The organism is Streptomyces sp. NBC_01198 (assembly GCF_036010485.1).
In the GTDB taxonomy this organism is placed as follows: domain Bacteria; phylum Actinomycetota; class Actinomycetes; order Streptomycetales; family Streptomycetaceae; genus Actinacidiphila.
Genome location: NZ_CP108568.1, coordinates 6,088,046 through 6,100,160, shown reverse-complemented (window position 1 = coordinate 6,100,160; position 12,115 = coordinate 6,088,046). Strand labels below are relative to the sequence as shown.

Sequence of the window (12,115 nt, the reverse complement as noted above, 5' to 3'; positions counted from 1 at the left end):
CCGGGACAGCGCCTCCCCCGTGCAACCCCCCTGTGACGACCAGGCGCGCCGCCCCACCGCCGCCCCGTGTCGGCGGTGCGGTTGGCGTGCCCGTCCGCAGCTCCACTCTGTCGTTCCTGCGGGTGACGGGCCATCGGTGCGGGTACTCAATGGTGCGTCTAGGTAGTGATACTCAGATCCGGGCGCTTTCACTCACGTTCCCTCACATCCGCTCGCGACTGCGGCCGTTCTGGCTAGAGTTCCGCACATGTCCGTACTCCCGCTGGTCTTCACCAGTGGCTGGGCGAGCGGTATCAACTCCTACGCCGTCGTGCTGCTGCTGGGTCTGATGGGCGCCACCGGCGCCACCGACGAGGTCCCGCAGTCGCTGCAGCACCCCGATGTGCTGGTGATAGCCGCGCTGCTCTACCTCATAGAAGCCGTCGCCGACAAGATCCCTTACGTCGACACCATGTGGGACGCGGTGCACACCGTGGTCCGGCCGGTCGCGGGAGCTGTGGTGGCCGCGCTGCTGGCAGGCCACGACGGCTCGCTGCCGCAGGTCGCGGCGGCCGCGGTCGGCGGTTCCACCGCGCTGGCCAGCCATCTGGTGAAGGCCGGCACCAGGATGGCGGTCAACACATCGCCCGAGCCGTTCAGCAACATCGTGGTGAGCCTGGCCGAGGACTCCGGGGTGGCGGCGCTGGTGGTCTTCGCGCTGTTCCACCCGGTGGCGGCGGCGGTGATCTCCGGCACCCTGCTGGTGCTCGGCCTGGTGACGGTGGTCTTCCTCTTCTCCCGCATCCGGCGCTTCCTGCGGCGCAGGCGGGAGCGCCGTGCGGCCCGCCCGGGCGGCGGCACCCCGGCTGCCGTCTGAGCCCGGGGCCGCCGCTACAGTCCGTGGCATGGCACGGATTGCGGTGATCGGCGCGGGCATGGCGTCACTGGCGGCGGCGGCCCGGCTCGGCGTCGCGGGCCACCAGGTGGTGGTACTCGAACGCACCGGCACCTTCGGCGGCGGGGTGGGCAGGCTGGCCAGGGACGGCTTCGCCTTCGACACCGGCCCCGGCCTGCTGACGCTGCCCGCGGTCTACCGCGACCTGTTCGTCAAGACCGGCAAGCGCTCGCTGGAGGACGCCGTCGGCCTGGTCGAGGTGGACCCGGCGAGCCGCCATGTCTTCGCCGACGGTACGGATCTCACGCTGCCCAACGCCTCCCGCTCCGGGACGATCGCCGCCATGGACGCCGCCTTCGGCGCGGGCAGCGGTGAGCGCTGGAGCGACCTGGTGGTCAGGGCACGGGAGACCTGGGAGGTCATGCGGCGGCCCCTGCTGGAGGAGGCGCTGCCCGCGGACCCCGCGCTCTTCGCCCGCGACCCGTATCCGGCGCTCAGGCGGGGCTTCGGCCCGGGCCGCGGCCGGCCGTCGCTGGCCAGGGTCGCGGCCGCGGAGTTGCGCGACCCGCGGCTGGTGGCGCTGCTGGAGAGCCATCTGCTGGCCCACGGCGTCGACCCTCGGGAGGGACCGGCGTCCGCGGCGGTGCTGCCGTATCTGGAGGCGACCTTCGGCGTCTGGTACGTGCGCGGCGGGGTGCGGGAGCTGGCGCGGGCGGTGTACGAGCGGTGCTTGGAGCGCCGGGTCGAGTTCCGTTTCGACACCGAGGTGTCGGGCCTGCTGGTGGCGGACGGCCGCGCGGCGGGCGTGCGGCTGGCCGGCGGCGGCGAGGTGGCGGCCGACGTGGTGGTGGCCGGGGCCCCGGTGCCTGCCGCCCCCGGGGACGCGGGGATCAGCGGCGCCGGCGGGGGCTCCCCGGCGCGGCCCGGGCCGCAGAGCGGGGCCGGGCGCTGCACGGTGCATCTGGCGCTGCGCGGCTCGCGCCCGTCGGGGACGGCGCACCGCACGGTGGTGCACGCGGCGGACCGGGTCCGGGCGCTCGACTGGGTGTTCGCCCGCCGTCCCGGGCCGCTGCCGCCGGCCGGTGCGCTGACGGTGACCGTGCTGCGGCCGGACGACCCGGCGACGCGGCCGGACGAGGGGCACGAGGCGGTGACGCTGACCGCGGTGGTGCCCGCGCACGATGCGGCGCGCACCTCCGCGCGGACGGTGGACTGGAGCGCGCCGGGGGCCGCGGAGTCCTTCGCGGACCTGATGGTGGCCGCCGCGGAGCGGGCGGTGCCCGGGCTGCGGGCCCGGGAGCTGTGGCGGGAGGTCCGCACGCCGGTGGACCTCCAGCGGGAGACCGGGGTGGCCGGCGGGGCGGTGCCCGCGCCTTCGCTGGCCGGGGCGGCAGGGGCGCTGCTGCGCTCGCCGAACCGGACGCCCCTGCCGGGTCTCTACCTGGTCGGCGGCTGGGCCCACCCCGGTGGCGGGCTGCCGCACGCGGGGATGTCGGCGGCGATCACCGCGGACCTGATCGCCGGCGGTCCCGGCGGCAGCCGCTGAGCGATCGGCGTCACACATGACCGCCTCCCAAGATCGTTAATCGGGCGCCCGCCCGAATTCAACCCATCGGGCGGTTGTGCCCGCAGGCCCTCCCGGAGCGACCGGCTGATCACTTAGCGTGATCGCAGGCCCTTTGCTCTCCTCACGGAAGGCCTTACCGACATGCCGCAGCCCTTCGAGCTCCCGCAGTTCTACGTCCCGTATCCGGCCCGCCTCAACCCCCATCTGGACCGCGCGCGCGTGCACACCAAGGCGTGGGCGCGCGAGATGGACATGCTGGAGGGGTCCGGCATCTGGGAGGAGTCCGACCTCGACTCGCACGACTACGCGCTGCTGTGCGCCTACACCCATCCCGACGCCTCCGGTCCGGAACTGGACCTGATCACCGACTGGTATGTGTGGGTGTTCTTCTTCGACGACCACTTCCTGGACATCTTCAAGCGCAGCCAGGACATGGCCGGAGCGAAGCAGTATCTGGACCGGCTGCCCGCCTTCATGCCGGTCGACCTCGCCCAGCCGGTGCCCGAGCCGACCAACCAGGTGGAGGCCGGCCTCGCCGACCTCTGGGCGCGTACGGTCCCCGCGATGTCGGACGGCTGGCGGCGACGCTTCGCGGAGAGCACCCAGTATCTGCTGGAGGAGTCGCTCTGGGAGCTGGACAACATCAGCGCGGGCCGGGTGTCCAACCCGATCGAATACATCGAGATGCGCCGCAAGGTGGGTGGCGCGCCCTGGTCGGCCAACCTGATCGAGCACGCGGCGGCGGCCGAGGTGCCCGCGGTGATCGCCGCCAGCCGCCCGATGCGGGTGCTGCGGGACACGTTCGCCGACGGCGTCCATCTGCGCAACGACCTGTTCTCCTACCAGCGGGAGACCGAGCAGGAGGGCGAACTGGCCAACGCGGTGCTGGTGTTGGAGCGGTTCCTCGGCATCAGCACCCAGGAGGCCGCAGATCGGGTCAACCAGCTGCTGACGTCCCGCCTCCAGCAGTTCGAGCACACCGCCTTCACCGAGGTCGAACCGCTGGCCGACCAGTACGGCCTGGGCCCCAAGGAGCGGCGCGACGTCTTCGCCTACGTCAAGGGCCTCCAGGACTGGCAGTCCGGCGGCCACGAGTGGCACATGCGCTCCAGCCGGTACATGAACGGGGCCGGGGACGGCGCCGCGGAGGCGGTGACCGGCGCCGGGGAGCAGGCCGGGCGGCCAGGACCGACCGGCCTGCGGGGACCGACCGGGCTCGGCACCTCGGCAGCCGGGGTGGTCGGGTCGCTGGCCGCGACCATGCCGCAGCGGATGCGCAGTTTCAGCCACGTGCCGTTCCAGCAGGTCGGCGCGGTGCCGCTGCCGGAGATCCCGATGCCGTTCGAGACCCGGCTCAGCCCCTTCCTCGACGCCGCCCGCACGCACAACCTGGCCTGGGGCAAGCGGATGGGGATGCTGGACCCCGAACCGGGCTTCCCGGTGCCCGGCGGCCTGTGGACACCCGAGAAGCTGGTGGAGTACGACTTCGCGCTGTGCGCGGCCGGCATCCACCCCGACGCCGAGCGGGACGCCCTCGACCTGACCACCGACTGGCTGACCTGGGGCACCTACGGCGACGACTACTACCCGGTGGTCTTCGGCCGGTCCCCCGACATGACGGCGGCCCGGCACACCACGGACCGCTTCGGCCTGTTCATGCCGCTGGACGCGGGCCCGGTGCCGCCGCCGGTGACCGCGCTGGAGCGGGGCCTGGCAGACCTGTGGCAGCGCACCGCGGGGCCGATGACACCGGAGGCCCGGCGCACCTTCCGCGCCGCCATCGACGACATGACGGAGAGCTGGCTGTGGGAGCTGGCCAACCAGAAGCAGAACCGGATCCCCGACCCGGTCGACTACATCGAGATGCGCCGCAAGACCTTCGGGTCCGAGCTGACCATGAGCCTGTCCAGGCTCGGCCACGGCGGCACGCTCTCGCCGGAGGTCTACCGCTCCCGCCCGGTGCGGGCGATGGAGGCCGCCGCGACGGACTTCGCGTGCCTGCTCAACGACGTGTTCTCCTACCAGAAGGAGATCCAGTTCGAGGGCGAGATCCACAACGCGGTGCTGGTGGTGCAGAACTTCCTGGACTGCGGTCCCGAGGAGGGTATGCGGGTGGTGGGCGGCCTGATGGCCGAGCGGATGGCGGAGTTCCAGCACATCACCGAGACCCAACTTCCCGCGCTCTTCGAGGAGTTCCAGCTGGACGGGGCCGCGCGGCGGGCGCTCCAGGGCTATGCGCAGGAGCTGCGGGACTGGCTGGCGGGCATCCTGACCTGGCACCGCGGCTGCCACCGCTACGAGGAGGAGGCGCTGCTGCGGCACTTCCCGTCAGCGGCGTCGGTCCCGCGGCCGGCGTCCGCCCCGGCCGCCGAGGCGGTCGCACCGGTGCCGTCGGCCGCCCCCGGCTGGGGTGTCCCGGCCGGGCTCGGCACCTCGGCGGCCCGGTTGCCGTCGCTGCTGGGCCGCCGCTGACGGCCCGGCAGCGGGCGGCTCAGTAGCGGTAGGGGTCGTAGGGGTCGGCGTACTGCGGTTGCTGCTGCTGGTTGTCGTAGGGCTGCTGCTCGTACGGCTGCTGCGGCTGCTGGTATCCCTGCTGCTGGCCCGGCTCGTACGGCGCCTGCTGCTGCGGGATGTAGGGCTGCTGCTGCTCCTGCTGGTAGGGGTGGCCGTAGCCGTAAGGGTCGGCCGGCGGCTGGGGCTGCGGGGTCCAGTCGCCGGTGGCCTGGGCGTAGTCGTAGCCGGCGGCGGGCTGCTGCTGGTAGCCGCCCTGGTCGTAGCCGTAGGCCTGCTGCTGACCGCCGTACTGGGCGGCGGCCTGGTCGCCGCCCCAGCCGCCGGCGTCGGTGTAGCCGCCGTTCTGGGCGTCCTGGCCGTTCTGGTAGCCGTAGGAGGCCGCCGCGGGCTGCTGGCCGGTGCCCCAGTCCTGGTAGCCCTGGTTGCCCTGGCCGCCCTGGTTGCCGTAGTCCTGGTAGCCGCCGCCGGCGTAGGGGTCGGCGCTGTAGGCCGGCGGGCCGTCGTAGGCCGGGTATTCGCCGCTGTCCTCGTGCAGCGGGACCGGCTGGTAGACGTCCTCCCGGGCACCCACCGGGTCGGCGATCCGGTCGGCGCCGACGGCCGGCTGCCCACCGGTGCCGCTGTCGGCGCCGGCCGCGGCGAAGTCGTCCTCCTCCACCGGGCCGACCTCGAGAACCGGTTCGGGGCGTGCCGCGCCGCCCTTGCGACGCCGGCTGGAACCGGGCTGGCCGCCCAGCGCCCAGCCGGTGGAGAAGCCGCGCTTGTACGACAGGGTGACGAAGGTCTGCCCGGTGCCGAACGCGAGGGCGCCCAGCACGATGACCACGACCTGACCCATCCCGACCCCGGCGACCACCCCGAGGAAGCCGCAGAAGGCCAGCACCCGGAAGCGCAGCCGCGCCTTGTACTGGAGCAGCACTTCACCGAGCAGCCACAGCGCGACGATGCCGAACGCGATGTAGAGCACCGCGTAGCCCATGTGCCCACTTCCTCACCCAGGAGCCGCAGCGCGCATCACGCCCGCTGGTGCAGTCCCAGATTCTCGTAGATCTCCAGAGATGCCGTGGAGTGGTTAAGAGTAATGAAGTGCAGCCCGGGAATGTCCTCGGCCATCAGACGGCGGCACATCTCGGTGGTGAACTCGATGCCGATGGCCCGGACCGCCGCCGGGTCGTCCTGGACGGCGAGGATGCGTTCGGCCAGGTCGGGCGGGAAGGGCGCGTTGCCGAGCTGGGAGAACCGCTCGATCTGCCGGACGTTGGTGACCGGCATCACCTCGGGGATGATCGGGGTGCTGCAGCCCGCCGCGTCCACCCGGTCGCGCAGCCGCAGGTAGGCGTCCGCGTCGAAGAACATCTGGGTGATGGCGAAGTCCGCGCCCGCCCGGCACTTGTCGAGGAAGTACCGGGTGTCGTCCGCCGCGTCGGTGGAGCGCGGGTGCATCTCGGTGAAGGCGGCGACGCCCACGCAGAAGTCGCCGGACTCCTTGATGAGGGAGACCAGTTCCGCCGCGTAGGTGAGGCCCTCGGGGTGCGGGACCCACTCGCCGAGCGGGTCGCCGGGCGGGTCGCCGCGGACCGCGAGGATGTTGCGGATCCCGGCGTCGGCGTACTGCCCGATGATGTTGCGCAGCTCGGCGACCGAGTGGTTCACCGCTGTCAGGTGGGCGCACGGGGTGAGCGTGGTGTCCGAGACGATCCGGTCGGTGGCGCGGACCGTGCCCTCCCGGGACGAGCCGCCGGCACCGTAGGTGACCGAGACGAAGGTCGGCCGGACCGCCTCGATCCGGCGGATCGCGTTCCACAGCGTCCGCTCGCCCTTCTCGGTCCTGGGCGCGCCGAATTCGAAGGAGTAGGACTGGTGGCCCGACGCGAGCAGCTCACGGATGGTGACCGCTCGGTCGGATCGGGTGGACGAGGTTCCCAGGGCCATGTCTGCAGGCTAACCGTGGTTGGCGACCGAGGGTCACCGCGGCGGCGAATATGCCCGATTACGGCTGCTCAGCGTCCACTCTGTGGACAGGCTGTGTCGTATGAGCGGACCGCGGCCGCCAGCTCCCGCGCCGCCGCGAAGGGATCCGCGGCCTCGGTGACAGCCCGTACCACCACGATCCGGCGGGCGCCGGCGTCCAGCACCTGGCCGACGGTGCCCGCGTCGATGCCGCCGATCGCGAACCAGGGACGGTCGGGGCCCAGGCCGGCCGCGTAACGCACCAGGTCAAGGCCGGGGGCCGGGCGGCCCGGCTTGGTGGGCGTGGGCCACACCGGCCCGGTGCAGAAGTAGTCGGCGCCCGGTTCGGCCGCGGCCGCCGACACCTCGTCCTCGGCGTGGCAGGAGCGGCCGATGACCACCCCGTCGCCCAGCAGGGCGCGCGCGGCCGGCACCGGAAGGTCGCCCTGCCCCAGGTGCAGGACGTCCGCGCCGGCCGCATGGGCCACGTCGGCCCGGTCGTTGACCGCCAGCAGCCTGCCGTGCCGGCGGCACGCGGCCGCCAGCACGGTGAGCGCCGCCAGCTCCTCCCGGGCCTCGATGCCCTTGTCCCGCAGCTGGATCACGTCCACCCCGCCGGCCAGCACCGCGTCGGCGAACTCCGCGAGGTCGCCGCGCCCGCTCCTGGCGTCGGTGCACAGATACAGCCGGGCGTCCGCCAACCGCTCCCGGGCGGTGCTGCTGATGGTCATAAGGTCGGCTCCCCGGGGGCGTGCGGCGGCCAGGGCCGCCGCGGGCTACACGGCGAGCGCCTGCGCGCGGCGCTTCACCTCGGTCCCGCGATTCTCGCGCAGCGCCTGGGCGGGGGTGCCGGGCAGGGTGTCATCGGCGGTGAAGAGCCATTCGAGGGCCTCCTCGTCCGAGAACCCGTCGTCCTTGAGGACGGTGAGCGTGCCGGACAGGCCCTTGATGATCTTCCCGTCACCGATGAAGTCGCTCGGGACCATCAGCACCCGGTTCTCCCCGCGGCGGACCGCGATCAGCTGGCCCTCCTTGATCAGCGGCCGGATGCGGGTGATGTCGAGTCCCAGGCGCTCGGCGACCTCGGGCAGGGTGAGCCAGGAGGGCACGAGTGCATCGATGTGTGCGTCAACAGACGAGAAAACTGTCACGGAACAAGCCTGCCACCTGCCACCGACAAGCGCCGCAGGGCACCGCCGTCCGGGCACCGCCGTCCGGGCGCCGCCGTCCGGGCGCCGCGGCTTTCCGCTCGGGGCGCGGCCCGGCGCTCCGCTCAGCGGGCCGCGGACATCAGCGGGATCGACGGGTCCGCCGCCAGGGCCTGATCCACCGTCGCCGAACGGCTGATCAGCTTACGGGCCTGCGTCAGGTCGCGCGGCCGGTCCAGTGCGAGCACCGCGGTGAGCCGGTCGCCGCGCAGCCAGCACACCGACCAGGACCCGGACGACGGGTCGCCGCGCATCAGCAGCGTGTCGTCGTCGGTGTGGTGGCCTGCGTACTGCACGAACCGCCCGAACTGCTCGGACCAGAAGTACGGCACCGGGTCGTAGCGCTCGTCCCCGCCCAGCACGTTGGCCGCGGCCGTGCGCGGGCCCTGCAGTGCGTTGTCCCAGTGGTGGATCAGCAGCCGCTCGCCGTAGCGGGCGGAGGGGAAGGAGGCGCAGTCGCCGACGGCGAGGACGTCGGGGGCGGTCGTACGCAGCCGGTCGTCGGCCAGCACCGCGCTGTCGGCGCCGAGCTTCACGCCGGAACCGGCCAGCCAGCCCGTCGCGGGCCGGGCGCCGATCCCCACCACGACGGCGCCGGCCGCCAGCCGGCTGCCGTCCGCGAGCACGACGGCTCCCGGCTCGACGGCGTAAACGGCGGTGCCGGTGCGCAGCTCGACGCCGGCTTCCTCGTACCAGGACCGCATGTGCGAGGTGATCACCGCGGGCAGCGCGTCGGCCAGCGGCCGGTCGGCGGCCTCCACGACAGTCACCTCGCAGCCGGCCTGGCGGGCGGCGGTCGCGAACTCCGCGCCGATCCAGCCGGCCCCGACCACGATCACCTGCTGGCGGGCGTCCAGCACCGGGCGCAGGGCGGCCGCGTCGTCCAGCGTGCGCAGCAGGTGCACCCCGGGCAGGCCCGCGGTCCCCGGCAGGGCGACCGGATACGCGCCGGTGGCCAGCACGAGGTGGTCGTAGCCGACGGGTCCGGCGTCCGTGATCACCTCGCGGCTCGCGGTGCGGAGCGCCTGCGCGCGCACGCCGAGCCGGAGGTCGACGCCTAGGGCGTCGAAGTCCACGTCGAAGCGGATGTTGTCGACCGGGGCGCCGTCGCCGTCGGCGTCGCCGCCCAGCAGCACCGCCTTCGACAGCGGCGGGCGGTCGTACGGGGGGTGCCGTTCGTCGCCGAGCAGGGTGATCCCCTCGCGCCAGCCGAGCTCGCGCAGCGACATGGCCGTCCGGACTCCGGCCATTCCGGCCCCGACGATCACCACGGTGGCGCTGCGCTTGCTCACGTACTCACCGTAACGCCCCCGGTGGCCCGGGGGTGGGACTGGGGCGAACGCGCCACGCGCGCTCCTGCGCTCGCGCGCTCAGGGGGGTGCCACTTGCTGTGGCGGGGCCGGTTCGCGTGCGACTTGGGCTGGGCGCGCAGTTCCCCCGCGCCCTGGGGGGTGGCACTTGCTGTCGCGGGGCCGGTTCCCCGACGTGTTGCGCTGGGCGCGCAGTTCCCCGCGCCCCTGGGGGTGGGTGCCACTTGCTGTCGCCGTGCGACTGACCCCGCGCCCGGGCTGGGCGCGCCAGTTCCCCGCGCCCCCGGAGGTGGGTGGCACTTGCTGTCGCGGGGCGGGGATAGGGTGCCGGTGGGAGTGGACTCGCGGGAGCCCGGCGGACCGGGCTGAGAGGGTGGCTGGTGGCCGCCGACCGAAGAACCTGATCCGGGTCATGCCGGCGAAGGGAGGAGCGGTAGTTCCATGCATAGCGATACGCACGACGTGCTGATCGTCGGCGGTGGGATCATCGGCCTGGTCACGGCGTGGCGGGCGGCCCAGCGCGGGCTGCGGGTCGCGGTCGCCGACCCCGCGCCCGGCGGCGGAGCCGCCCATGTCGCGGCCGGGATGCTGGCCGCGGTCACCGAGCTGCAGTACGGCGAGCAGACGCTGCTCGACCTGAACCTCGCCTCCGCGGCCCGCTATCCGGACTTCGCCGCCGAGCTGGCCGGGGCGACGGGGCTGGACATCGGGTACCGCCGGTGCGGCACGCTGGCCGTGGCGCTGGACGCCGACGACCGGGCGCAACTACGGGACCTGCACGCCTTCCAGACCTCGCTCGGGCTTGAGGCGCAGTGGCTGAGCGGGCGGGACTGCCGCCGGCTCGAACCGCTGCTCGCCCCGGGCGTCCGCGGCGGGCTGCGGGTCGACGGCGACCACCAGGTGGACCCGCGCCGGCTGGCGGCCGCGCTGCTGCGGGCGGCCGGGCTGGCCGGGGTGACCTTCCTGCGGTCCGCTGCCGCCCGCGTGGAGTGCGCCGGCGGTCGCGTCACCGGCGCGGTGCTGGCCGACGGCACGACGGTCGCCGCCGGCCGCACGGTGCTGGCGGCGGGCAGCGAGAGCGGCCGGATCGCCGGGGTACCCGCGGACGTCCTGCCGCCGGTACGGCCGGTGAAGGGCCAGATCCTGCGGCTGCGGATCCCGTCGGCGCACGCGCCGTTCCTGTCGCGGACGGTACGCGCGGTGGTCCGCGGCAGCCACGTCTACCTCGTGCCGCGGGAGAACGGCGAGCTCGTACTCGGCGCGACCAGCGAGGAGTTCGGCTGGGACACCACGGTGACCGCCGGCGGGGTGTACGAACTGCTCAGGGACGCCCACGAGTTGGTGCCGGGCATCACCGAACTCCCGCTCACCGAGACCCTGGCGGGCCTGCGCCCGGGCTCTCCCGACAACGCGCCGCTGCTCGGGCGTACCGCGCTCGACGGGCTGCTGCTGGCCACCGGTCACCACCGCAACGGCGTGCTGCTCACCCCGGTCACCGGGGACGCCATGGCCGAGGTGCTGACCTCGGACACCGGCGAACTCCCGCCCTACGCACGCGCGTTCGGCGCGCAGCGGTTCGCACCGGCCCGGCAGGAGCAGGCGGTATGACGATCACCGTGCACGTCAACGGCAAGCCCAGGGACTTCGACGCCCCGGTCGCCCTCGACGCCCTGGTCGCCGGGATGACGGCCGCGCCCTCGGGCGTGGCCGCCGCCGTCAACGACACGGTCGTTCCCCGCACCCGCTGGTCCGCCACGCCGCTCGCCGACGGCGACCGCGTGGAGGTCCTGACCGCGGTCCAGGGGGGCTGACCGATGTCGGTGATCCCCCGGCCGGACGGCGAGGCCGGCCCCACGCCCGCGGAGCGCCGGCCAGGGGACCCCGCTCCCGGCCGGACGGCCGATCCGCTGCGGATCGGCGGGGTCGAGTTCTCCTCGCGGCTGATCATGGGCACCGGCGGGGCGCCCAGCCTTGAGGTGCTCGACCGGGCGCTGGTGGCGTCCGGCACCGAGTTGACCACCGTCGCGATGCGGCGGCTCGACCCGTCGACGACCGGCTCGGTGCTCTCGGTGCTGACCCGGCACGGCATCCGGGTGCTGCCGAACACCGCGGGCTGCTTCACCGCCGGCGAGGCCGTACTGACCGCGCGGCTGGCCAGGGAGGCCTTGGGCACCGACTGGGTCAAGCTCGAAGTCATCGCGGACGAGCGGACGTTGCTGCCCGATCCGGTCGAACTCCTGGAAGCGGCGGAGACCCTGGTCGACGACGGCTTCACCGTGCTGCCGTACACCAGCGACGACCCGGTGCTCGCGCGCAAGCTGGAGGACGTCGGCTGCGCGGCGGTCATGCCGCTCGGCTCCCCCATCGGCTCGGGCCTGGGCATCCGCAACCCGCACAACTTCCAGCTGATCACCGAGCGGGCCGGTGTCCCCGTCATCCTGGACGCGGGCGCGGGCACCGCCTCCGACGTGGCCCTGGCGATGGAGCTGGGCTGCGCGGCGGTGATGCTCGCCTCCGCCGTCACCCGCGCCCGGCACCCGGTCCTGATGGCCGATGCGATGCGGCACGCGGTCGCCGCGGGCCGGCTCGCACACCGGGCCGGCCGCATCCCCCGCCGCCACCACGCGCTCGCCTCCTCCCCGACCGACGGCCTGCCCGACCTGGACCCGGAGCGGCCCGCGTTCTGACCCGC

General features: G+C 73.9%; 11 protein-coding genes and 1 riboswitch. Of the genes, 6 read left to right on the top strand and 5 right to left on the bottom strand.

What is annotated here, in order from left to right:
* The first annotated feature begins 247 nt into the window (after nt 1–247).
* From OG702_RS27155 to OG702_RS27145, 3 genes are all read left to right on the top strand, one after another.
* Nucleotides 248–856 (top strand): DUF4126 domain-containing protein, encoded by a 609-nt coding sequence (locus OG702_RS27155; RefSeq protein WP_327291567.1) that lies wholly within the window; start codon nt 248–250, stop codon nt 854–856.
* Nucleotides 857–884: 28 nt separating this feature from the next.
* Nucleotides 885–2,420 carry a phytoene desaturase family protein gene (locus tag OG702_RS27150; protein ID WP_327291566.1) on the top strand — a complete coding sequence of 512 codons (1,536 nt, stop codon included), beginning with the start codon at nt 885–887 and terminating at the stop codon, nt 2,418–2,420.
* A gap of 162 nt (nt 2,421–2,582) precedes the next feature.
* Nucleotides 2,583–4,913: a terpene synthase family protein gene (locus OG702_RS27145; protein ID WP_327291565.1), complete on the top strand. Its 2,331-nt coding sequence runs from the start codon at nt 2,583–2,585 to the stop codon at nt 4,911–4,913.
* A gap of 19 nt (nt 4,914–4,932) precedes the next feature.
* On the opposite strand, the gene OG702_RS27140 is transcribed toward OG702_RS27145, so the two are convergent.
* The 5 genes from OG702_RS27140 to OG702_RS27120 all read right to left on the bottom strand — a co-directional run bounded on the left by OG702_RS27140 (nt 4,933) and on the right by OG702_RS27120 (nt 9,363).
* The gene (locus tag OG702_RS27140; RefSeq protein ID WP_327291564.1) at nt 4,933–5,934 is read right to left on the bottom strand and encodes a hypothetical protein; all 1,002 of its coding nucleotides are present in this window, start codon (nt 5,932–5,934) and stop codon (nt 4,933–4,935) included.
* A 35-nt stretch (nt 5,935–5,969) separates the two neighbouring features.
* Nucleotides 5,970–6,887, bottom strand: a complete 918-nt coding sequence (metF, locus tag OG702_RS27135; RefSeq protein ID WP_327291563.1) for a methylenetetrahydrofolate reductase [NAD(P)H] — start codon at nt 6,885–6,887, stop codon at nt 5,970–5,972.
* A gap of 68 nt (nt 6,888–6,955) precedes the next feature.
* The gene (gene thiE / locus OG702_RS27130) at nt 6,956–7,636 is read right to left on the bottom strand and encodes a thiamine phosphate synthase (protein ID WP_327291562.1); all 681 of its coding nucleotides are present in this window, start codon (nt 7,634–7,636) and stop codon (nt 6,956–6,958) included.
* A 45-nt stretch (nt 7,637–7,681) separates the two neighbouring features.
* Nucleotides 7,682–8,056: an Rv2175c family DNA-binding protein gene (locus OG702_RS27125; protein WP_327291561.1), complete on the bottom strand. Its 375-nt coding sequence runs from the start codon at nt 8,054–8,056 to the stop codon at nt 7,682–7,684.
* Between the two features lie 122 nt (nt 8,057–8,178).
* A complete protein-coding gene (locus OG702_RS27120) occupies nt 8,179–9,363 on the bottom strand; it encodes an NAD(P)/FAD-dependent oxidoreductase (RefSeq protein WP_442814737.1) in 1,185 nt (394 codons plus the stop codon).
* Nucleotides 9,364–9,758: 395 nt separating this feature from the next.
* Nucleotides 9,759–9,867, top strand: a riboswitch (TPP riboswitch).
* Here OG702_RS27120 and thiO point away from each other — a divergent pair.
* From thiO to OG702_RS27105, 3 genes are all read left to right on the top strand, one after another.
* Complete coding sequence (thiO, locus tag OG702_RS27115) at nt 9,865–11,031, top strand: glycine oxidase ThiO (protein WP_327291559.1); 1,167 nt, start codon at nt 9,865–9,867, stop codon at nt 11,029–11,031. Its footprint overlaps the riboswitch before it by 3 nt.
* On the top strand, nt 11,028–11,234 hold the full coding sequence (thiS, locus tag OG702_RS27110) for a sulfur carrier protein ThiS (RefSeq protein ID WP_327291558.1): 207 nt from the start codon (nt 11,028–11,030) through the stop codon (nt 11,232–11,234). Before thiO ends, thiS begins: the two co-directional genes overlap by 4 nt.
* A gap of 3 nt (nt 11,235–11,237) precedes the next feature.
* A complete protein-coding gene (locus OG702_RS27105; RefSeq protein ID WP_327291557.1) occupies nt 11,238–12,110 on the top strand; it encodes a thiazole synthase in 873 nt (290 codons plus the stop codon).
* The last annotated feature ends 5 nt before the right edge of the window (nt 12,111–12,115 follow it).

Bases quoted from the DNA above. Each gene is read 5' to 3' on its own strand.
- OG702_RS27155 (WP_327291567.1), top strand. From the start codon at position 248: ATGTCCGTACTCCCGCTGGTCTTCACCAGTGGCTGGGCGAGCGGTATC.
- OG702_RS27150 (WP_327291566.1), top strand. From the start codon at position 885: ATGGCACGGATTGCGGTGATCGGCGCGGGCATGGCGTCACTGGCGGCG.
- OG702_RS27145 (WP_327291565.1), top strand. From the start codon at position 2,583: ATGCCGCAGCCCTTCGAGCTCCCGCAGTTCTACGTCCCGTATCCGGCC.
- OG702_RS27140 (WP_327291564.1), bottom strand. From the start codon at position 5,934: ATGGGCTACGCGGTGCTCTACATCGCGTTCGGCATCGTCGCGCTGTGG.
- metF (WP_327291563.1), bottom strand. From the start codon at position 6,887: ATGGCCCTGGGAACCTCGTCCACCCGATCCGACCGAGCGGTCACCATC.
- thiE (WP_327291562.1), bottom strand. From the start codon at position 7,636: ATGACCATCAGCAGCACCGCCCGGGAGCGGTTGGCGGACGCCCGGCTG.
- OG702_RS27120 (WP_442814737.1), bottom strand. From the start codon at position 9,363: ATGGCCGGAGTCCGGACGGCCATGTCGCTGCGCGAGCTCGGCTGGCGC.
- thiO (WP_327291559.1), top strand. From the start codon at position 9,865: ATGCATAGCGATACGCACGACGTGCTGATCGTCGGCGGTGGGATCATC.
- thiS (WP_327291558.1), top strand. From the start codon at position 11,028: ATGACGATCACCGTGCACGTCAACGGCAAGCCCAGGGACTTCGACGCC.
- OG702_RS27105 (WP_327291557.1), top strand. From the start codon at position 11,238: ATGTCGGTGATCCCCCGGCCGGACGGCGAGGCCGGCCCCACGCCCGCG.